This is a genomic window from Amycolatopsis sp. NBC_01488 (assembly GCF_036227105.1).
Classification (GTDB): Bacteria; Actinomycetota; Actinomycetes; order Mycobacteriales; family Pseudonocardiaceae; genus Amycolatopsis.
In genome coordinates, this window is the sequence record NZ_CP109434.1 from 7,501,529 (window position 1) to 7,522,089 (window position 20,561).

At 72.3% G+C, this 20,561-nt stretch carries 19 protein-coding genes and 1 pseudogene; 8 read left to right on the top strand and 12 right to left on the bottom strand.

Translation table 11 applies throughout. The features are described 5' to 3' along the window. Positions 1 to 35 precede the first annotated feature (35 nt). Both OG738_RS35325 and OG738_RS35330 read right to left on the bottom strand, forming a co-directional pair. Positions 36 to 977, bottom strand: coding sequence for an aldo/keto reductase (locus tag OG738_RS35325; RefSeq protein WP_329047494.1), 942 nt, complete (start codon positions 975 to 977; stop codon positions 36 to 38). Next, positions 974 to 1,312, bottom strand: coding sequence for a hypothetical protein (locus OG738_RS35330; RefSeq protein WP_329047495.1), 339 nt, complete (start codon positions 1,310 to 1,312; stop codon positions 974 to 976). The genes OG738_RS35325 and OG738_RS35330 overlap by 4 nt, the downstream gene beginning before the upstream one ends. Positions 1,313 to 1,359: 47 nt before the next feature. On the opposite strand from OG738_RS35330, the gene OG738_RS35335 reads away from it, so the two are divergent. Both OG738_RS35335 and OG738_RS35340 read left to right on the top strand, forming a co-directional pair. Next, complete coding sequence (locus tag OG738_RS35335) at positions 1,360 to 1,698, top strand: ArsR/SmtB family transcription factor (protein WP_329047496.1); 339 nt, start codon at positions 1,360 to 1,362, stop codon at positions 1,696 to 1,698. 86 nt (positions 1,699 to 1,784) lie between these two features. After that, positions 1,785 to 2,660, top strand: coding sequence for a TIGR03620 family F420-dependent LLM class oxidoreductase (locus tag OG738_RS35340; protein WP_329056932.1), 876 nt, complete (start codon positions 1,785 to 1,787; stop codon positions 2,658 to 2,660). On the opposite strand, the gene OG738_RS35345 is transcribed toward OG738_RS35340, so the two are convergent. Beyond that, the gene (locus OG738_RS35345) at positions 2,637 to 3,482 is read right to left on the bottom strand and encodes a DUF3626 domain-containing protein (protein ID WP_329047497.1); all 846 of its coding nucleotides are present in this window, start codon (positions 3,480 to 3,482) and stop codon (positions 2,637 to 2,639) included. The genes OG738_RS35340 and OG738_RS35345 overlap by 24 nt on opposite strands. 97 nt (positions 3,483 to 3,579) lie before the next feature. Between OG738_RS35345 and OG738_RS35350 the strand changes: the two are divergent. Further along, positions 3,580 to 4,505, top strand: a pseudogene (locus tag OG738_RS35350) (DMT family transporter). 51 nt (positions 4,506 to 4,556) lie between these two features. Here OG738_RS35350 and arc read toward each other — a convergent pair. Next, positions 4,557 to 6,359 carry a proteasome ATPase gene (arc, locus tag OG738_RS35355; protein ID WP_285451603.1) on the bottom strand — a complete coding sequence of 601 codons (1,803 nt, stop codon included), beginning with the start codon at positions 6,357 to 6,359 and terminating at the stop codon, positions 4,557 to 4,559. Between the two features lie 365 nt (positions 6,360 to 6,724). Between arc and OG738_RS35360 the strand changes: the two genes are divergently transcribed. Together OG738_RS35360 and OG738_RS35365 are read left to right on the top strand one after the other, a co-directional pair. Continuing rightward, complete coding sequence (locus OG738_RS35360; protein ID WP_329047499.1) at positions 6,725 to 7,582, top strand: hypothetical protein; 858 nt, start codon at positions 6,725 to 6,727, stop codon at positions 7,580 to 7,582. 13 nt (positions 7,583 to 7,595) lie between these two features. Further along, complete coding sequence (locus OG738_RS35365) at positions 7,596 to 8,045, top strand: hypothetical protein (protein WP_329047500.1); 450 nt, start codon at positions 7,596 to 7,598, stop codon at positions 8,043 to 8,045. Here OG738_RS35365 and OG738_RS35370 read toward each other — a convergent pair. Further along, complete coding sequence (locus OG738_RS35370; protein ID WP_329047501.1) at positions 8,042 to 8,872, bottom strand: tRNA (adenine-N1)-methyltransferase; 831 nt, start codon at positions 8,870 to 8,872, stop codon at positions 8,042 to 8,044. The genes OG738_RS35365 and OG738_RS35370 overlap by 4 nt on opposite strands. A gap of 73 nt (positions 8,873 to 8,945) precedes the next feature. Further along, the gene (locus tag OG738_RS35375) at positions 8,946 to 10,097 is read right to left on the bottom strand and encodes a site-2 protease family protein (RefSeq protein ID WP_329047502.1); all 1,152 of its coding nucleotides are present in this window, start codon (positions 10,095 to 10,097) and stop codon (positions 8,946 to 8,948) included. 201 nt (positions 10,098 to 10,298) lie between these two features. On the opposite strand from OG738_RS35375, the gene OG738_RS35380 reads away from it, so the two are divergent. The 3 genes from OG738_RS35380 to OG738_RS35390 all read left to right on the top strand — a co-directional run bounded on the left by OG738_RS35380 (position 10,299) and on the right by OG738_RS35390 (position 12,989). Beyond that, positions 10,299 to 11,198, top strand: coding sequence for a RecB family exonuclease (locus OG738_RS35380; protein WP_329047503.1), 900 nt, complete (start codon positions 10,299 to 10,301; stop codon positions 11,196 to 11,198). Beyond that, complete coding sequence (locus OG738_RS35385; protein WP_329047504.1) at positions 11,198 to 11,989, top strand: thioesterase family protein; 792 nt, start codon at positions 11,198 to 11,200, stop codon at positions 11,987 to 11,989. The genes OG738_RS35380 and OG738_RS35385 overlap by 1 nt, the downstream gene beginning before the upstream one ends. A 64-nt stretch (positions 11,990 to 12,053) precedes the next feature. Then, positions 12,054 to 12,989 carry a ParA family protein gene (locus OG738_RS35390; protein ID WP_329047506.1) on the top strand — a complete coding sequence of 312 codons (936 nt, stop codon included), beginning with the start codon at positions 12,054 to 12,056 and terminating at the stop codon, positions 12,987 to 12,989. Positions 12,990 to 13,023: 34 nt separating this feature from the next. Here OG738_RS35390 and hisG read toward each other — a convergent pair whose 3' ends face one another. The 6 genes from hisG to metH all read right to left on the bottom strand — a co-directional run bounded on the left by hisG (position 13,024) and on the right by metH (position 20,526). After that, positions 13,024 to 13,869 (bottom strand): ATP phosphoribosyltransferase, encoded by an 846-nt coding sequence (gene hisG, locus OG738_RS35395; RefSeq protein WP_329056933.1) that lies wholly within the window; start codon positions 13,867 to 13,869, stop codon positions 13,024 to 13,026. Between the two features lie 49 nt (positions 13,870 to 13,918). Further along, positions 13,919 to 14,182, bottom strand: coding sequence for a phosphoribosyl-ATP diphosphatase (locus tag OG738_RS35400; protein WP_086681128.1), 264 nt, complete (start codon positions 14,180 to 14,182; stop codon positions 13,919 to 13,921). 66 nt (positions 14,183 to 14,248) lie between these two features. Further along, positions 14,249 to 14,755: a methylated-DNA--[protein]-cysteine S-methyltransferase gene (locus OG738_RS35405; RefSeq protein WP_329047507.1), complete on the bottom strand. Its 507-nt coding sequence runs from the start codon at positions 14,753 to 14,755 to the stop codon at positions 14,249 to 14,251. Between the two features lie 9 nt (positions 14,756 to 14,764). Further along, positions 14,765 to 16,237, bottom strand: a complete 1,473-nt coding sequence (locus OG738_RS35410; protein WP_329047508.1) for an AlkA N-terminal domain-containing protein — start codon at positions 16,235 to 16,237, stop codon at positions 14,765 to 14,767. A 59-nt stretch (positions 16,238 to 16,296) separates the two neighbouring features. Continuing rightward, on the bottom strand, positions 16,297 to 16,929 hold the full coding sequence (locus OG738_RS35415; protein WP_442875967.1) for an HAD family hydrolase: 633 nt from the start codon (positions 16,927 to 16,929) through the stop codon (positions 16,297 to 16,299). Positions 16,930 to 16,971: 42 nt separating this feature from the next. Further along, on the bottom strand, positions 16,972 to 20,526 hold the full coding sequence (gene metH, locus OG738_RS35420; RefSeq protein WP_329047510.1) for a methionine synthase: 3,555 nt from the start codon (positions 20,524 to 20,526) through the stop codon (positions 16,972 to 16,974). Positions 20,527 to 20,561: the final 35 nt, after the last annotated feature.

Here is a 20,561-nt window from a genome sequence, read left to right on the forward strand (position 1 = left end):
CGTCCGCTGGTGCCTGCGAAGGGTAGTGCAGCCGCTCAGTCCCACGCCAAGGAGGACCGGTGTCGCCAGTACGCTGCGGGTTCTTCCGCCAGCCCGGCCAGCGCGTCCCGGTCCGCGTCGCCCAGTTCCAGCGTCGTCGCCCGCAGGTTCGCCTCGAGCTGGGCCGGGCTCGCCGGGCCGAGCACCGCCCGGTCGGCCCAGTCCAGCGCCAGCACCGCCGCGACGGCGACCGCGTCCGGCCCGGTGCCGTGCGCCGCCGCGATGTCGCGGACGGTCTTCGGCGCCTCGACCGCGAGCCGGCCGTTGGCCAGGGTTTCCTTGACCAGCACGCGCTTCCCGGCCGCGTGCGCCGCGGCGAGCGCCGGCCCGGCGGACGGTTCCAAGACGTTCCACGTCGACTGCACCGCCGAGAACACCGGCCGCCCGGCCACTTCCAGCGCGAACGCGCGCTCGATCGCGTCCGCCTGGGCGGGCCCGGACGTCGAGAACCCGACCGCGACGCCGTTGGCGGCCAGCTCGGCCAGCGCTTCGATCAGCGGCTCGTCGGTGAACAAGGGACTGTCCACAGTGAGCGAATGCACCTGGTACAGCCCGACCCGATCCCCCAGCAGCGCCAGGGTTTCCGCCCACTGCGCGGCGAACCGCGCCGCCGAGTGCTCCTTCACCTCGTGCACGTCGGCGTCGAGCCGCCAGTCCCCCACGTACGCGTAGCCCCACTTGCTCGACACCTCGACGTCGGCGTGCGCACGTTCGGCGAGCCAGCCGGCCAGGAACTCCTCCGAGCGCCCGTAGGACCGGGCGACGTCGACGTGCCGCACCCCCGCGGCGTAGGCGTCGTCGAGCACCGCGAAAGTCGCCGCACGCATCGACTCGACGTCCCGCTCCGGCGGCAGCGCGCCGTCGCGGCCCAGGTTGATGTAGGCGGGGCGGCCCAGCGCGGCGAGGCCGAGCGCGACGCGGTCCACGGGCGCGCTCACGCCGTCTGCTTGTGGCGGAGGATGGCCAGCCACTGGTCGGCGTTCTGCGCCTGGCGGTGCAGCTTCTCCAGGCGCGCGGCCGGGGCTCGGACGTACCCCTTGCCGAACACGGGCGCGATCTGCCGGAGGCTCGCGCCGCCTTCCCGGGCGGCCAGCAGCGCCCAGTCGGACGCGTCGGCGCAGGCAGCGGACGCGCGGCGCAGCTCACCCAGGATGTCGATGAGCTCCTGGGCGCTCACCTCCCCCGACTGGACGGCGGCCGCCGTCGTCTCCAGCCAGGCCAGGACGTCGGACTCGGTGATCGGCGCGCGCGGCCGGGCGTGTTCTTCGCTCACAGCCGGTGAGTATAGGTCGTTATACGTCGATATACTCGGCTTCAGCCATGACGACACGCACCGAATCCCAGCCGGACGTCGAGCAGCTGCTCGACGTGTTCAAGGCGCTCGCGAACCCCGTGCGGCTGCAGGTGCTGCGGTGGCTGCGGGAGCCCGAGCGGCACTTCCCGGTGGAGCGGGCCATCGCCGACCCGGTGGCGGTCGGCGTGTGCGTCAGCCACATCCAGGAGAAGCTGGGCCTCGCGCAGTCGACCGTGTCGGCCTACATGGCGTCGCTGCAGCGGGCCGGCCTGGTGCGCGCGACCCGCGTCGGCAAGTGGACGCACTACAAGCGCGACGAAGCGCGGATCGCGGAGTTCGTGGCCGCGCTCGGCCACGAACTCTGATCTCTCCCCTCCCCTGCGGTGGCGAGCAGCCGGTTGACTCATATCGTGATTCTGCGATACTTCGATCCATGTACACGCTCGAGGGCATGCGGCTCGGCCGCTACGGGATCTGGACGTTCGACTTCGAGGACCAGCCGGCCGGCCTGATCCGCGACTCCGTGCAGGAGCTGGAAGAACTCGGCTGGCCCGCCGTGTGGATCCCGGAGAGCGAGGGCCGCGAAGCCCTGACCCACGCCGGGTTCCTGCTGTCGGCCACCGAGCGCCTCACCGTCGTCAACGGGATCGCGCAGATCTGGTCGCGGGCACCGCAGTGGACCTTCGGCGCAGCCCTGCTGCTGGCCGACGCCTACCCCGACCGCCACCTGCTCGGGCTCGGCTTCGGAGCCGGGAAGCCCGGCGCCAAGCCGCTTCCGGCGATGAACGACTACCTCGACGCTCTGGACGCCGTCGCGAGGGTCAATCCCGAGCCGCGGGCGCCGGTCCGGCGCCTGCTCGCCGCGTACGGCCCGAAGATGCTGGCGCTGGCCCGAGACCGGTCGGCGGGCGCGCACACCTACCACGTGACACCCGAGCACACCGCCCAGGCGCGGGAAATCCTGGGCGCCGGCCCGTTCCTCGGCGTCGAGCACGCCGTGCTCTTCGAAACCGACCCGGCCCGGGCGCGGGAAATCGCCCGCACCCACCTGCACACGTACCTCACGTCGAAGTACAACGTCGCCAAGTTCCGGCGGCTCGGCTACAGCGAAGCGGACATCGACGGCGGCCGCGGCAGCAACCGGCTCGTCGACGACCTCGTGCTCTGGGGCGACCTGGAGACGATCACCGGCAGGCTGCGCGCCCACCTCGACGCGGGTGCCGACCACGTCGGGATCCAGGTGATCGGGGTCGAACGGGGTACTTCGGCCATGCCGCACTGGCGCCGGCTGGCCGAAGCGCTGCTACCCGCCGGCGTCGCCGCGTAGGCCGAACCGCGCGGTGCAGTGCCAGACGCGCTTGAGCACCTGGGGGTCGTGGCGGCCGGCGCGGACGGCGTCGCCGATGACGCGGGCGTCGAGCCAGCCGCCCTCGGCGATCTCCTTCCCGGCCCGCACGGCGTCTTCACCCCGGAAGCCGGCGTGCTCGGCCAGGATTTCGACCGGCAGCCGGAACCCGTGGTGCCAGAACGTGGGAAACGGCAGCTCGGCGGCCGCCGCCTCGACGTCGGTGCCGCGGAACGCCGGGTCGAGCACGAGCGCCTCGACGTCGGTCGCGAGCCGGAGCGGGCCGTGGACGTGGGCTTCGATGTGGTCGTCGAGCTCGTCCCGCACGTCCGCTTCGGCGAGCCGCAGCAACGGCATGTGCTCGAGGGTGCCGAAGTCTTCCGGCTCGGCGGAGCTGTCCGGGTAGCAGAACGTCGTCCGTGTCAGCACTTCCCGCTTCAGCCGCAGGTGGGACGAGCCGAACCGGACGGAGCCGCCCCCGGGGCGGCGGCGGTGGTCGAGTGAGCCGTATTTGGGCCGTGCCGACGGCGGGAGGTCGTCGTAGGTGCCGCCGAACATGCGGTGCTCCCAGCGCCAGCGGTCTCCCCCGGCGTGCGCGGTGAGGCCGCCGTTGCTCGTGCCCGTCTCGAACTGCGAGCGGTAGACGCCGTCCGTGACGAGGTGCCGCAGCAACGGCACCGCCCCGACCAGGCGGTCCGGGTGGAAGTGGACGGTGACGGCCAGGCCGTCGGGCAGCGGCGGCCCCGCCACGCGGCTCGCGACGTGCTCGATCGCTCCCCGCCACGGCTCGTTCCCCCAGGTCATGGGGGCATCCTATCCCGGTGGGTATAGGTCGTTATACGCAGTCAAGAGGTCCGAAAACCGCTGGCTTCGCGGCGGGCGTGCCCGCTTGACTGCGCGCATGCGGTTCGGAGCAACGGGGTTCGGCGTCACGGTGCGGTTCGCGCTGCTGGCCGTCGTCTGGGGTGCGAGTTCCTGTTCATCAAGGTGGGGCTGAACGGGCTCTCCCCCGCTCAGATCGCCCTGGCGCGGGTCGCGCTGGGCGCGCTCGCCCTCGCGGTGGTGCTGGTGCTGCGGCGGCGCCCGCTGCCCCGGGATCCCGTGCTGTGGGGCCATCTCGCGGTCGTGTCGGTGCTGCTGTGCGTGTTTCCGTTCCTGCTGTTCTCGTGGGCGGAACAGTACATTTCGTCCGGTCTGGCCAGCATCTTCAACGCGACGACGCCGCTCGTCACGATGCTGCTGGCCGCCGCGGCGCTGCCCGGGGAGCGGTTCACGCCGCCGCGCGTGCTCGGCCTGTCACTCGGGTTCCTGGGCGTGCTCACGATCGTCGGGGTGTGGCACGGCGTCGACGTCTCGCACCAGCTGACGGCCCAGCTCGCCTGCCTCGGCGCCACGACGTGCTACGGCGCGTGTTTCGTCTACCTGCGCCGGTTCGTCTCGCCGCGGGGCGTGGACCCGGTCGTGGTCGCGTTCGGGCAGACGGGCTCGGCGACCGTCATCCTCGGCCTGCTCGCCCCGGCGATCGCGACGGCGCCGATCCACCTGGACCTCGCGGTGGTGGCGAGCATGGTCGCGCTCGGCGTCTTCGGGACGGGCCTCGCCTACGTCTGGAACGTCCGCATCATCGCCGCGTGGGGCGCGGCGAACGCGTCGGCGGTCACCTACCTGACGCCGGTCGTCGGGGTGCTGCTCGGCGTGCTCGTGCTCGGCGAACCGGTCAGCTGGCACCAGCCGGCCGGGGCGCTGCTCGTGGTGCTGGGCATCCTGGCCGCCCACGGACGGCTGAAGGCGCGCCGCACCACCCAGCCGGACCCGGTCGGCCGCTAGACACGCCGATGGGGCGGCCACCGAAGCGGCCGCCCCATCGCGCACTCGGAACTACAGGTACTGACCGGTGTTCGTGGCGGTGTCGATCGCCCGCCCCGAGTCCTGGTTCTTGCCGGTGACGAGCGTGCGGATGTAGACGATCCGCTCGCCCTTCTTGCCGGAGATCCGGGCCCAGTCGTCCGGGTTGGTGGTGTTGGGCAGGTCCTCGTTCTCCGCGAACTCGTCGACGATCGCGTCGAGCAGGTGCTGCACGCGGAGACCCGGCTGCTTGGTCTCCAGCACCGACTTGATCGCCGACTTCTTCGCCCGGTCCACGATGTTCTGGATCATCGCGCCCGAGTTGAAGTCGCGGAAGTACAGGACTTCCTTGTCCCCGTTGGCGTAGGTCACCTCGAGGAACCGGTTCTCGTCGCTCTCCTCGTACATCCGCTCGACCGTGTGCTGGATCATCGCGTCGAACGTCGCCTTGGCGTCGCCGCCGAACTCGGCGAGGTCGTCGGCGTGGATCGGCAGGCCTTCGGCCAGGTACTTGGAGAAGATGTCCTTCGCGCCTTCGGCGTCCGGACGCTCGATCTTGATCTTGACGTCGAGCCGGCCCGGCCGCAGGATCGCCGGGTCGATCATGTCCTCGCGGTTGGAGGCGCCGATGACGATGACGTTCTCCAGGCCTTCGACACCGTCGATCTCCGACAGCAGCTGCGGCACGATCGTGGTTTCCACGTCGGACGACACGCCCGACCCACGGGTCCGGAAGATCGAGTCCATCTCGTCGAAGAACACGATCACCGGGGTGCCTTCGGAGGCCTTCTCCCGCGCTCGCTGGAAGATCAGGCGGATGTGCCGCTCGGTCTCCCCGACGAACTTGTTGAGCAGCTCGGGGCCCTTGATGTTCAGGAAGTAGGACTTCCCGTCCGCCGCGTCGCCCCGTGCTTCGGCCACCTTCTTGGCCAGCGAGTTCGCCACGGCCTTGGCGATGAGCGTCTTGCCGCAGCCCGGCGGGCCGTAGAGCAGGACGCCCTTGGGCGGCCGCAGCTGGTACTCCTGGTACAGGTCGGCGTGCAGGAACGGCAGCTCGACCGCGTCCCTGATCTGCTCGATCTGCCGGGTGAGGCCACCGATGTCCTCGTAGCGGACGTCGGGCACCTCCTCCAGCACCAGGTCTTCGACTTCCGCCTTCGGCACGCGCTCGTACGCGTAGCCGGCCTTGGAGTCGACCAGCAGCGAGTCGCCCGGCTTGAGCGGCTGCTCGGCCAGCAGGTCGGAGAGCAGGACCACCCGCTCTTCGTCCGCGTGCCCGACCACCAGCGCGCGAAGGCTGCCGCCCTCGACGTCGGCGGCGAGCACCTCACGCAGCGCACACACCTCGCCGGTGCGTTCGAAGCCGCCGGCCTCGACCACGGTGAGCGCCTCGTTGAGCCGCAGCGCCTGGCCGCGGCGCAACGACGAGAGCTCGACCGCGGGTGAGACCGACACCCGCATCTTCCGGCCGGCCGTGTAGACGTCCACCGTGTTGTCCTCGTACGCCTCGACGAAGACGCCGTACCCGGACGGTGGCTGGGCCAGCCGGTCGACTTCCTCACGCAGCGCGAGGAGCTGTCCTCGCGCCTCACGCAGCGTCTCGACCAGTTTGGTGTTGCGTTCGGTGAGCTGGCTCACCCTTTCCGAGGCCTCGGCGAGCCGCTGTTCGAGAACTCGGTTCTGCCGTGGCGAGTCGGTCAGTTTGCGGCGCAGCAGCGCCACTTCCTCCTCGAGAAAACGGATCTGCCGAGCCTGCTCGTCCGCCGTCGTCCCAGCTCCGGATGTTGCTGAAGGGTCGGCCTCCTCGCGCCGACCTCCGGGAAGGTCATGATGCATCGGGCACCTCCTCGGAGTGCTTTTCATTCCACGGTACCGGCGATCACCGACAAGAAAAGGCCTTTCCGCATCACAAGATCGGCGCGTCGCGGTTTCTTCGCCTGGTCCAGCACGGACATTCCCGCAGCGCAAGAGGCCATTTCGGTGCCGTGACCCCGGCGCGTCGCGGGCCCGACCGGGCCGGGACGAACCAAGCACGTCGGGAGTACCCGCCCCCGCGGGGCGTCAACCGCGCCGGAGCCGGGCAAATCCGGCCAGTTCCGCCCTAACCGCGCGGCGGCCCCGCGCGATGGCTAGCATCGGGCCGACGTCGGCCCCTCCAGGGCCGGGGGTGACGGTCGAAGGAACGCGAGGGGGCACCACCCATGACCTACCCGCCGCAGCAACCGGGCGGCTACGGGCAGCAGCCCGGCGGCTACGGGCAGCAGCCCCCGCCGTACGGCCAGCAGCCCGGCGGCTACCCCCAGAGCGGACCGCAGCCCCAGCCGGGCTACGGCGGCACCCAGCAGTTCGGCCGGCCCGACCCGTACGGGCAGCCCCAGCAGGGCGGTTACCCGCCCCAGACGGGCCCTCAGTCCCAGCAGGGCCCCCCGCAGTACGGCCAGCAGCCCCCGCCGGACCCCTGGGGCCAGCCGCAGAACTACGGCGGCTACGACCCGTACGGGGGCGGCGGCTTCGGTGACGCTCCCCCGCCCAAGAAGAAGAAAACCGGGCTCATCGTCGGCATCGCGATCGCCGCGGCGATCGTCGTCGCCGGCGGCGCGACGTGGCTGATCCTCGCCAACAAGGACGACAGCACCACTGCCGCGCCGCCCGCGAGCAGCAGCTCGGCCGCGCCGACGTCCGCGCCGAAGACGTCCGCTTCGAAGCCAGGGGGCACGTCGTCCACCCGCCCGTCGACGACCGGGAGCAAGCCCGCCGGCGGTCCCGCGCCAGCCGGCAAGGCCAGCTCGCAGGAGCTGTTCGACACGACGATCGACGCCTACAACGCGGGCGACGAGAAGGCACTGGGCGACACCATCTGCCGGAGCGTCTTCGAGGGCACCACCGGCCAGATCCCGAAGGTCACGGTGAAGCTGACCGGCTCGCCCCAGGACACCGGGGACAAGTCCACCGTGCGCTACTCGGCCACGGACGGCACCAAGACCAAGGTCGGCACGATGTCGGCCCAGAAGGAATCCGGCCTGTGGTGCCTGTCCAACGTGAAGGCGGACGGCTCGTGAGCCCGCACCGGCGGTGAACCGCGTGCTCGCCGCCGGGCTCGTGCTGCTCGGCGTGGCCGGTGCGGGCGTGGTGCTGGGACTGCTGCTCGTCGCGCCGTCCGGCTCGCCGTCCGCGCCGCCGAGCCCGGCCCCGGCGACGACCCGGGCTTCGGCCTCCGCGGCGCCGAGCGCGGTCGACACGGCGGCGGTGACCGTGCTGGCCCGCGCGATCGTCGACGCGATCACGGCGCACGACTCCGCGGCGTTCGGCAAGCTGACGTGCCGCCCGCAGACCGCGGAGGCGCTGGCGAGGTTGCAGCGGATGTGGGACGCGGCCGGCCCGGTGACGGCGGCACTGAAGGAGCCGCCGGAGGTGCGCGGCGAGTCGGCGACGGCGAAGGTGCACGTCCAGGGCGCGGGCGGGACGAAGGACACGCCCTTCCCGCTGCACAAGGAGTCCGGCCGCTGGTGCGTCCCCGGTTAGCCCTTGCCCTTGGCCGGCCGCCGGGACACGCGGGGGGACACCGTCCCGTCCGCGAGCCGGCGGGCGGTGAGCAGGAACGCCGTGTGCGCGACCATCCGGTGGTCCGGGCGCACCGCGAGGCCCACCACGTGCCACGGCCGCATCAGCGTTTCCCACGACTCGGGCTCGGTCCAGCACTGCTGCTCGCGCAGGGACTCCGTGACGCGCGAGAGCTGCGTGACCGTCGCGACGTAGACGGTCAGCACGCCGCCCGGCACGAGGTGGGCGGCGACGTTCGGCAGCTGGTCCCACGGGGCCAGCATGTCCAGCACGACCCGGTCGACCTCGCCCTCGTGGGTCGCCAGGTCCGCCACCGTGAGCGACCAGTTCGCCGGCTTCTCGCCGAAGAACTTCACGACGTTGTGCTCGGCGTGCACGGCGTGGTCGGCACGGATCTCGTACGAGCTCACGTGCCCTTCGGAGCCGACCGCGCGCAGCAGCGAGCACGTCAGCGCGCCGGAGCCGGCGCCGGCCTCGAGCACGCGGGCGCCCGGGAAGATGTCGCCCCACATCACGATCTGCGCGGCGTCCTTCGGGTAGATCACCTGCGCGCCGCGGGGCATCGACAGCACGTAGTCCGGCAGCAGCGGGCGCAGCGCCAGGTACGTCGACCCGCCCGCGGACATCACCACCGAGCCCTCGGGACGGCCGATGAGGTCGTCGTGGGCGAGCGCGCCGCGGTGGGTGTGGTACTCCCCGCCGTCGGCCAGCGTCAGGGTGTAGTGCCGCCCCTTCGAGTCGGTCAACTGCACCCGATCACCCGCGCGAAACGGTCCGCTGACCGACAACACTTCCTCCTGCTACCCCGAATGGCCGACGACAGATCTTCGCAGGCCGCCCGGGCCGTGGAGTCAGCGGGTCTCAGCGGGTACGGCGGTTCAGCGCGGCGCGCAGGTCGTCCCGGCGCAGCACGCCCGCCGGCCGGCCTTCGTCGTCGACCACCAGGAACTGCCACGCCGCGGTCTCGCGGACGCGCTCGACGACGTCCTCCCCCGGCTCCGAGGCCAGGAGCACGGTCTCGGCGCGGATCGGCTCGGCCGCGAGCTCCGCGGGCGCGTGCGGTGACGTGCCGGCGAGCCGCTCGGCCGCGCCCGTGTCGAGCAGCCCGGCCGCGACGCCGTCGGCGCGGACCAGCACCACGCCCCGCCCGGCCGACGCGGCCAGCGCGTCCGACACCGGGCTCTCGGCGGGCAGCTGCAGCACCGGCCGGACCAGCTCACCCAGCTCCAGCCCGTCCGGCCAGGTGCGGCGCGCTTCGGCGGCCAGCTCCGAGCGCGCGCCCAGGATCACGAACCACGCCGTGACGACGCAGACGCCCAGCCGCAGCCACCGGTCGGGGCTCCCGGTCGCCAGGCCCCACAGCGCCCACACGAGCAGCCCCGCGGCCACGACCGCGCCGCCGGCGACCGCGGCGCGCGTGCCCTTCGCGCGCATGCCCGTCGCCGCCCAGACGCCGGCGCGGACCAGCCGGCCGCCGTCGAGGGGCAGGCCGGGCAGGAGGTTGAACACGCCGACGGCGAGGTTCGCCACCGCGCACTCGGCCACCAGCATCCAGACCGCGCCGTCCGGCGGGACGGCGAACATCAGCAGGCCGCAGAACCCGCCCAGCAGCAGCGACACCGCCGGGCCGGCCGCGGCGACCAGGCCTTCGTGGACCGGCCGCTTCGGCGTGCGGGCCACTTCGGACAGGCCGCCCAGCAGGAACAGGCGCAGCCGCCGCACCGGGATCCCCAGCCGCAGCGCGGCCAGGCAGTGCCCCAGCTCGTGGGCGAGCACCGACAGGCCCAGCAGCAGCGCGAACGCGCCGGCCAGCAGCCACGACGTCAGCGTCGAGGCGTCCGGGAGCAGCCGGCCGACCAGCGGCGCGTACAGCACGACGACGATCAGCGAGCCGATCCACCAGGACGGCGCCAGCAGCACGGGCACGCCGGCGACCCGGAACAGCACGAGGCCGCCGTCCGAGAGGACGGCCTGCCGGGTGCCCCCGGTGCCCTGCTCACTGGTCGCGGCCATGCGGGAGAGCCTAGAGCCCCCGGTGTGGGGAGCGGGTGATCCGGTCCGGGTGGTGTCGCGCACGGCCGGCCCGCGTACCCGACCGGACGACACGGCCGCCTGCCGTGTCGTCCATCGGGGTACGCGGGTTGTCCGGACCTGTCCGGGGCGGCGGGCGTTGCGGTCGCCGGAACTGTCGTACCCCGGCGTTACGCTCTGCCCATGCCCGACGCCGACACCGTCACCACGGAACCATCCGCCTCCGCCGTCGCCACGCAGGTGCGGCGGCGGCCCGCGTTGTCGCCGTCCCGGGCCAGCGACTTCAAGCAGTGCCCGCTGCTCTACCGGTTCCGCGCGGTCGACCGGCTGCCGGAGGTGCCGACCAAGGCCCAGCTGCGCGGCACGCTCGTCCACTCGGTGCTGGAGCGGCTGTTCGCGCTGCCGGCCGCCGAGCGCGTTCCCGCGCAGGCGCGGGAGCTGCTCGGTCCGGCGTGGACGGAGCTGTCCGAAGACCGTCCGGAGTGGACCGAGCTGTTCGACGGCGAAAAGCCGGACGACCACGCGGACTGGCTGCGCTCGGCGGAAAAGCTGCTGGACGCCTACTTCGAGCTGGAGGACCCGCGGCGGCTCGAACCGGAGGCGTGCGAGCTGCACGTCGAGATCGAGCTCGGCTCCGGCGTCCTGCTGCGCGGCTACATCGACCGCCTCGACGTCGCGCCGACCGGCGAGATCCGGGTGGTGGACTACAAGACCGGCGCCGCGCCGCGTGAAATCGGCGAGGCCAAGGCGATGTTCCAGATGAAGTTCTACGCCGTGGTGCTGTGGCGGCTGCGCGGAATCGTGCCGCGCCAGCTGAAGCTGATGTACCTCACCGACGGCCAGTCGCTCGCCTACACGCCCGACGAAGCCGAGCTGCTCCGCTTCGAGCGCACGCTGGAAGCCATCTGGCAGGCCATCCTGAAGGCGGGCAAGACCGGCGACTTCCGGGCCAACAAGAGCAAGCTGTGCACCTGGTGCGACCACCAGGCCCGCTGCCCCGAATACGGCGGCACCCCGCCCGACTACCCCGGCTGGCCGGAGCCCGACGCGGGCGACGAGACACCGCTGGACCGGGCCGACTGATGGCCGATGCCTTCTACGTCCCGCTCGGCGAGGGCCGATTCTCCGCGACCGCCCACACGGCCGGGCCCTGGTCGTCGGACTCGCAGCACTTCGGGCCGCCGTCGGCGTTGCTGGTCCGGGCTCTCGAAAACGTCGAACCGGCGCACCCGGCGGAGCTCGGGCGGGTGACCGTCGAGATCCTCGGCCCGGCGCCGGTGGCCGAGCTGACCGTGCGGGCCCGGATCGAGCGGCCCGGCCGGTCGGTCGAGCTGCTGCAGGCCGAGCTGGCTTCCGCCGAGCGGATCGTGGCCCGGGCGTCGGCGTGGCGGATCGCGACGTCCGACACGGCCGAGGTCGCCACCGACGCCGGACCGCTGCTGCCCAAACCGGACAGCGTGCCGGAGTCGCCGTGGCCGGAGGGCTGGCAGGCCGGCTACCTCGACGCGGTGGAGTGGCGCGCGGTCCGCGGCGGCATGGACGTGCCCGGCCCGGCCGCGGTCTGGGCGCGCCAGCGCGTCCCGCTGGTCGACGGCGAGGAGCCGAGCGGGCTGCAGCGGCTGTTCGCCGTCGCCGACTCCGGCAACGGCGTGTCCAACTACCTCGACCCGCGCCGGTGGTGGTTCATCAACTCCGAGCTGACCGTGCACCTGCGGCGGCCGCCGTCGGGCGAGTGGATCGGCCTCGACGCGGTCACCCTGGTCGGCAAGCACGGCGTCGGCACGGCGACGAGCATCCTGCACGACGCCGAGGGCCCGGTGGCCACCGGCGCGCAGGCACTGATGGTGCGACCGCGACAGGCCGGGGGCGGATAGCCACCCACAACGGGCCCGCATCCAATAACCTTCGCGGAACGACCGACTTGAGGAGCGCTCCGGCATGCAGATCACCTCGGTGGTCAACCAGAAAGGCGGGGTCGGCAAGACCTCACTGAGCGTCGGCACCGCGGCGGCACTGGCCGAGCAGGGCCGGCGGGTGCTGCTGGTCGACCTCGACCCGCAGGGCCACGCGACGACCGAGATGCTCGGCCTGTCCGAGGTCCCGGCGGACCGGCCGAGCCTGGCGAAGGCGCTGGCCAAGACGTGGAAGGGCCCGATCGAGGAGCTGGTCGTCCCGCACCCGCGCAGCAATCTCGGCAAGGGCGGCGCGCTGGACGTGGTGCCGACGTCGCCGGGGATGTTCGACCTGATCCGGCGGCTCGACTCGTTCCGCGTACCCGGCTGGCAGCTCGCGCGGGTGATCCAGTTCGCCAACTACGACCACTGCGTCATCGACTGCCCGCCGGCGCTGGACGTGCTGACGAACAACGCGCTGGCGGCCTCGCACGGCATCCTGGTGCCGGTCCAGCCGGACAAGACGAGCATCCGCGCGCTGCGGCTGCTGGCCGACCAGGTCCGGTACGTCGAGCAGACGGTCGGGCGGCAGCCGCTGTCCTGGTTCGGCCTGGTGCCGAGCCTCTACCGGCGGCCGATCTCGCACTACGCGGCCGCGGCGCTGCAGGAGATGTACGAGTTCGGCATCCCGATGCTCTCGCACCTGCCGCTGGGCGTGGTGATGAACGAAGCGGCGGCGAACGGCGTCCCGGTGACGACGTACGCCCCGGAGACGTTGCAGGCGCTGTCGTTCCGCGAAATCGCCACGACGCTGGACGGCTACCTGGAGCAGAACCAGGCGCCCGCGGTGGTCCCGGCCGACGAGGAGTTCGTCTTCGAGGACTTCATCTCCGAGGTGGCGGTGGCCCGCAACGTCAACGACAACGGCGCCCGCAAGGGGCTCTACGACCTGCTGCCGAAGAAGCCCCACCGGCCGCGCTGAACCGGCGCGGGCGAGCACCCGCGCCGGTCGGGCGTCACAGGCGGCAGGAGCGGATGTCCGACGCCAGGATCGCCTTCGCACCCACCTCGGCCAGCTCGTCCATGATGAGGTTGACCTTCTTGCGCGACACCATCGCGCGCACGGCCACCCAGTCGTCGTCCGCGAGCGGGGCGACCGTCGGCGACTCCAGGCCCGGCGTGATGGCGATCGCCCGCTCGACGAGCGTCCGCGGGCAGTCGTAGTCCAGCATCATGTACTGCTGCGCGAACACGACGCCGCGCAGGCGGGCCGCCAGCTGCGACTTCGCCTTGCTCTCGCCGGAGCCCTTGCGCTGCAGCAGCACCGCTTCCGACACGCAGATCGGGTCGCCGAACGCGACCAGGTTGTTCTGCCGCAGCGAGCGGCCGGACTCGACGACGTCCGCGATCGCGTCCGCCACGCCCAGCTGGATCGAGATCTCGACCGCGCCGTCGAGGCGGATCACCTCGGCTTCGACGCCGTGGCGCGCGAGGTCGTCGCGGACCAGCCGCGGGTACGACGTCGCCAGGCGCTTTCCGTGCAGGTCGGCCGGCTTCCAGTCCCGGCCCGCCGGGGCGGCGTAGCGGAACGTCGAACCGCCGAAGCCGAGCGCCTGGACCTCCTCGACCGGCGCGCCGGAGTCGAGCGCGAGGTCGCGGCCGGTGATGCCGAGGTCGAGGTCACCGGAGCCGACGTAGATCGCGATGTCCTTCGGGCGCAGGAAGAAGAACTCGACCTCGTTGACGTGGTCGAGCACGGTCAGGTCGCGCTGCTCATGCCGCTTCCGGTAGCCCGCCTCGCCGAGCATCTCCGTCGCCGCGGCGGCGAGGGCTCCCTTGTTCGGCACGGCAACACGCAGCATTTCGCTCTTCTCCTCGTTCTTCGGGTTCATCGGGTTCTCCGGCGACCCGTCACAGGTAGCGGTAGACGTCCTCGGTCGACAGGCCGCGGCCGAGCATCAGCACCTGCACCCGGTACAGCAGCTGGGAGATCTCCTCGGCGAGGCGGTCGTCGGACTCGTGCTCGGCGGCGATCCACACCTCGCCGGCTTCTTCGAGCACCTTCTTGCCCTGGGCGTGCACCCCGGCGTCCAGGGCGACGACGGTGCCGGACCCGTCGGGACGGGTACGCGCGCGCTCGGCAAGCTCCGCGAACAGCTCATCGAAGGTCTTCACGGTCTGCAGATCCTTCCATCCCGGGCCCGCGGGCGCCGCCCCGGGATGGTCCGGGTGCCGCCGATCTCACACCGAAGTGGACGCGCGTTCCCGAGGACTGGGACGGCGTTCGAAGTCGAGCAGGTACCGCTTCCGCTCCAGGCCGCCGCCGTACCCGGTCAGCGAGCCGGTCGAGCCGATGACCCGGTGGCACGGCACGATGATCGAGATGGGGTTCTTGCCGTTGGCCAGGCCCACCGCGCGGGACGCCGCGGGCTTGCCGAGCAGCTGGGCCAGCTCGCCGTAGGACGCGGTTTCGCCGTACGGGATCTCGAGCAGCGCCGACCACACCGAGCGCTGGAACGGCGTCCCGCCGAAGGCCAGCGGAAGATCGAACTCCCGCCGCTGCCCGGCGAAGTACTCCTTGAGCTGGCGCTCGGTGCGCTCGAAGACTTCGCCGTCGCCGCGCGACCCGAACGTCGGCTCGGCCGGGCGGTGGCGCTGCTCGTGCATGTACAGCCCGCAGAGGGCGCCACCCTCGGCGACCAGCGTCAGCGGGCCGCACGGGCTGGCCACGATCGTGTGGGAACGCATGGGGATCTCCTAAGCGGCGGGCATCCGGTTGATCGCGTGGTCACCGGTGGCCCACAGGTGCTGGGTGGCGTAGGCGCGCCAGGGGCGCCACGCCTCGGACCGGGCGACGACGGCGGCCTGCCCGCCGAGGCCGAGCTGTTCGGCGGCGTACTTGATGCCGAGGTCGGTGGGGAGGAAGGCGTCCGGGTCGCCGAGGGCGCGCATGGCGATGCTCTCGACCGTCCACGGCCCGAACCCGGGCAACGCGGTCAGCACCGCCCGGGTCGCACCCCAGTCGCTGCCCGCGCCGAGGTCGAGCCCGCCGGTCAGGGCCTCGACCAGGCCGAGCAGCGTGCGACGGCGGGTGCGCGGCATCGCGAGCGTCTCGGGATCGAGCGAGGCCAACGCCTCCGGTGACGGGAACAGGTGCGTCAGGCCGCCCTCGGGGTCGTCGATCGGTTCGCCGTGGGCCACGACGAGCCGGGCCGCGTGGGTGCGGGCCGCCGCCGTCGAGACCTGCTGGCCGAGCACCGCCCGCACGGCGAACTCGGCGCCGTCGACCGTGCGCGGCACCCGGCGGCCGGGCGCGGCCGCGACCAGCGGCGCGAGCAGCGGGTCGCCAGCGAGCTGGTCGTCGACGGCGACCGGGTCGGCGTCGAGGTCCAGCAGGCGGCGGCAGCGGCTGGTCGCGGTCGGCAGGTCCCGCAGGTCGGTCAGGCTGAGCCGGCAGGCGATGTAGCCGGCGGCGGGGTCCCCGGGGCGCAGCGCGACGACGCCGTGGCCGTGCGGGAGCCGCAGGGTCCGGCGGTAGGCGCCGTCCCGCCACTCCTCGACGCCCGGCACACCGGTGGCGACGAGGTGCCCGAACAGGTTGTCCGGGCAGAGCGGCTTGCGGTAGGGCAGCCGCAGCAGGATCGCCCCGGCGGCGGCCGACGGCTTGCCCTTCGCGCGCTGCCGCAGCTCGGTCGGCGAGAGGGCGAACACCTCGCGGACGGTGTCGTTGAACGCCCGGATGCTGCCGAACCCGGCGGCCGCCGCCAGCTCGGTCATCGGCAGGGTGGTCGTCTCGATCAGGATCCGCGCGGTCTGCGCGCGCTGGGCCCTGGCCAGCGCGAGCGGCCCGGCGCCCAGCTCGGCGAACACCTGGCGTTCGACCTGCCGGACGCTGTAGCCGAGCCGGGCGGCGAAACCGCTGACGCCGTCGGTGTCGACGACGCCGTCGGCGATCAGCCGCATCGCCCGCGCGACGAGGTCGGCGCGCTCGTTCCACCGCGGCGACCCCGGGCTGGCGTCCGGACGGCAGCGCTTGCAGGCGCGGAACCCGGCCTGTTGCGCGGCCGCGGCGCTGGGGTAGAAGCTCATGTTCTGCGGCTTCGGCGGGACCACCGGGCAGCTGGGCCGGCAGTAGATCTTCGTCGTCAGGACGGCGGTGTAGAACCACCCGTCGAAGCGGGCGTCCTTCCCCTGCACGGCCCGCACGCACCGTTCGAAGTCCTCGTGCACGCCGTCCAGCATCGCCGACCCGGCGCGCCGGGGCTAGCGGAAATGCGACACGGACGTGATCAGCCCAGCAACGCCGTCAGCGCCGGTACGTCGACCCCGGCCAGCGAGTCGCGGAACACGCGCCGCTCCCCCGGCTCGACCGGGACGTCGTTGGGGATGACCAGGACCGTGCAGCCCGCCGCGACCGCCGACGCCGTGCCCGGCGGGGAGTCTTCCACCGCCACGCACCCCTCCGGCGCGACGCCGAGCAGCTCCGCCGCCTTGAGGTACGGGCGCGGATGCGGCTTGTTGAGCCCGTCGACCTCGTCGCCGCACACCGTGACGTCGAAGAAGTCCCGCCCGATCGTGTTCAGCGCCAGCTCGGTGAGGACACGCTCGGTCGAGGTGACCAGCGCCGACCGCAACCCGGCCTCGCGCACCGCGGTCAGCGCCTCGCGGGCACCGGGGCGCCACGGCAGCTCGTCGTCGAACAACCCCGCCGTGCGACGGCGGATCTCCGCGCCCGTCGAAGCGATCGCCTCGGGGTTCACGGGAAGGCCGACGACCTCGAGCAGGTACGCCGACGTGTCGTCCATGTTGGACCCGACGAGCGTCATCCGCTGGTCCTCGGAAAGCTTGCCACCGAGCCATTCCGCCGTCTCGTAGAGCGCGACGTCCCACAGCTTCTCGGAATCGACGAGCGTGCCGTCCATGTCCCACAGCACGGCGGCCAATCCGTCCACAGTGGAGTCTCCTCAGGTGTTGAAGTACTTGGCTTCCGGGTGGTGGCAGACGATCGCGTCGGTCGACTGCTCGGGGTGCAGCTGGTACTCCTCGGACAGCTTGACGCCGATCCGGCCCGGCTCGAGCAGCGCGACGATCTTCGCCCGGTCCTCGAGATCGGGACAGGCGCCGTAGCCCAGTGAGAACCTCGCCCCACGGTAGCCGAGCTTGAAGAAGTCCTCGACGTCGTCCGGGTCCTCTGAGGCGACCGCCACACCGCCGGGGAAGGTCAGCTCCTGCCGGATGCGGCAGTGCCAGTACTCGGCCAGCGCCTCGGTGAGCTGGACGCCGAGGCCGTGCACCTCGAGGTAGTCGCGGTAGGCGTCGGCGGCGAACAGCTCGTTGGCGTAGTCGGCGATCGGCTGGCCCATGGTGACGACGGTGAACGGGACGACGTCGACCTCGGCGGACTCGCGAGGACGGTAGAAGTCGGCCAGGCAGAGCCGCCGGTCGCGGCGCTGGCGCGGGAAGGTGAAGCGAAGCCGCTCCGGCGCGTCCGGTTCGGGCTCGGTGAGCACGACCAGGTCGTCGCCCTCGGCGACGCACGGGAAGTAGCCGTAGACGACGGCCGCGTGCGCCAGGACGCCGTCGGCGGTCAGCCGGTCGAGCCAGTACCGCAGCCGTGGCCGGCCCTCGGACTCCACCAGTTCGTCGTACGTCGGCCCGCCACCCCCGCGGGCGCCCTTGAGGCCCCACTGGCCCATGAAGGTCGCGCGCTCGTCGAGCATCGCGGCGTAGTCGGCGAGCGGTACGCCCTTGACCACGCGCGAACCCCAGAACGGCGGCGACGGCAGCGGGACGTCGGTGGCGACGTCCGAGCGCGCGGGCGGCGGCCCTTCGAGGGCTTCTTCGTCGGCCTTGCGGGCTCTCCGCGCCTCGGCGATCCGCAACGAGCGTTCGCGGCGTTCCTTGCGCTCCTGGCGCTTCTTCTCCGCGTCGGCGTCCACGAGGGGCGATTCCCCGCGCTTGGCGGCCATGATCGCGTCCATCAGCCGCAGGCCCTCGAACGCGTCCCGCGCGTAGCGGACGTCGCCGAGGTACAGCTCCGACAGGTCGTTCTCGACGTAGGAGCGGGTGAGCGCCGCGCCGCCGAGCAGCACCGGCCAGCGCGCGGAGACGCCCCGGGAGTTCATCTCCTGGAGGTTCTCCTTCATGATCACCGTGGACTTCACCAGCAGCCCGGACATCCCGATCGCGTCGGCGCCCTGCTCCTCGGCGGCGTCGAGGATGGTCGTGATCGGCTGCTTGATGCCGAGGTTGACGACCTCGTAGCCGTTGTTGGACAGGATGATGTCGACGAGGTTCTTGCCGATGTCGTGCACGTCGCCGCGGACGGTGGCCAGCACGATCCGGCCCTTGCCCGAGTCGTCGCCGGACTCCAGGTGCGGCTCGAGGTGCGCGACGGCGGCCTTCATGACTTCGGCGGACTGCAGGACGAACGGCAGCTGCATCTGCCCGGACCCGAACAGCTCGCCGACGGTCTTCATGCCCGACAACAGCGTGTCGTTGATGATCTCCAGGGCGGGCCGCTGCTCCAGGGCCGCGTCGAGGTCGTCGGTGAGGCCGGTGCGCTCGCCGTCGACGATCCGGCGTTCGAGGCGGTCGAACAGCGGCAGCGCGGCCAGCTCTTCGGCGCGCGACGCCTTCGACGACGCGGCGCTGACGCCCTCGAACAGGGCCATCAGCTCCTGCAGCGGGTCATAGCCTTCGCGACGACGGTCGTGGACGAGGTCGAGGGCGATCGCGCGCTGGTCGTCCGGGATCCGCGCCATCGGCAGGATCTTCGACGCGTGCACGATCGCGGTGTCCAGGCCCGCTTGGACACACTCGTGCAGGAACACGGAGTTGAGCACCTGCCGCGCGGCCGGGTTGAGGCCGAAGGAGATGTTCGACAGGCCGAGCGTGGTCTGGACCTCGGGGTGACGCCGCTTGATCTCGCGGATCGCCTCGATCGTCTCGACGCCGTCGCGGCGCGACTCCTCCTGGCCGGTGGCGATGGTGAAGGTGAGCGCGTCGATGATGATGTCGGACGTGCGCACGCCCCACTTCCCGGTGATGTCGGCGATCAGCCGGGACGCGATGTCGGCCTTCTTCCGCGCGGTCCGCGCCTGGCCCTCTTCGTCGATGGTGAGGGCGACGACGGCGGCGCCGTACTCGCTGACCAGCTCCATGACCTGGGTGAAGCGGGACTCGGGTCCGTCGCCGTCCTCGTAGTTGACGGAGTTGACCGCGCAGCGGCCGCCGAGCCGCTCCAGGCCCGCGCTGAGCACGGGGACTTCGGTGGAGTCGAGCATGATCGGCAGGGTGGACGCGGTGGCCAGGCGCCCGGCCAGCTCGGCCATGTCCGCGGTGCCGTCGCGGCCGACGTAGTCGACGCAGAGGTCGAGCAGGTGGGCGCCGTCGCGGGTCTGCTCGCGGGCGATCTCGACGCAGTCGTCCCAGCGACCCTCCAGCATCGCGTTCCGGAACGCCTTGGAGCCGTTGGCGTTGGTGCGCTCGCCGATCATCAACACGCTGGCGTCCTGCTTGAACGGCACCGCCTGGTACAGCGACGACACGCCGGGCTCGGGCCGCGGCCGCCGGGGCACCGGCGGCGTGTCCGCCACTGCGGCGGCGAGCTGCCGGATGTGCTCGTCGGTGGTGCCGCAGCAACCGCCGACCAGGCCGACGCCGAACTCGCGGACGAACCCGGTGAGCGCCTCGACCAGCGCTTCCGGGCCGAGCGGGTACACCGCGCCGTCCGGGCCCAGCTCGGGCAGGCCGGCGTTCGGCATCACCGACAGCGGCACCCGGGCGTGCTTGGCCAGCTGCCGCAGGTGCTCGCTCATCTCGGCCGGTCCGGTGGCGCAGTTGAGCCCGATGGCGTCGATGCCGAGCGGCTCCAGCGCGGCCAGCGCGGCGCCGACCTCCGTGCCGAGCAGCATCGTGCCGGTCGTTTCGACGGTGATCGAAGCGAGGATCGGCACCTGACGGCCTTCGGCGGCCATCGCCCGCTTCGCGCCGATGATCGACGCCTTGGTCTGGAGGATGTCCTGGGTGGTCTCGACGATCACCGCGTCGACGCCGCCGGCGAGCAGGCCGCGGACTTCCTCCTGGTAGGCGTCACGCAGCGTGGTGAACGGCGCGTGGCCGAGCGTCGGCAGCTTCGTGCCGGGGCCGACCGAGCCGAGCACGAAGCGAGGGCGGTCCGGCGTCGCGAACTCGTCGGCGGCCTCGCGGGCCAGGCGCGCGCCGGCTTCGGCCAGCTCGAAGATCCGCCCGGTGATGTCGTACTCGGCGAAGTTGGCGAAATTGGCCCCGAAAGTGTTGGTTTCGACGGCGTCCGCGCCCGCCTCCAGGTACCCGCGGTGCACCGAGCGGACCACGTCCGGCCGGGTGACATTGAGGACTTCGTTGCAGCCTTCGAGGCCGTCGAAGTCGTCGAGGCTCAGGTCGTGGGCCTGCAGGGCGGTGCCCATCGCCCCGTCGGCCACCAGCACACGCGATCGCAGAGCGAGCAGGAACGGCGACGACAGGCGGTCGGACATGCTGAACAGCGTAAGGCCGGTGGTCGTAGGCTGGG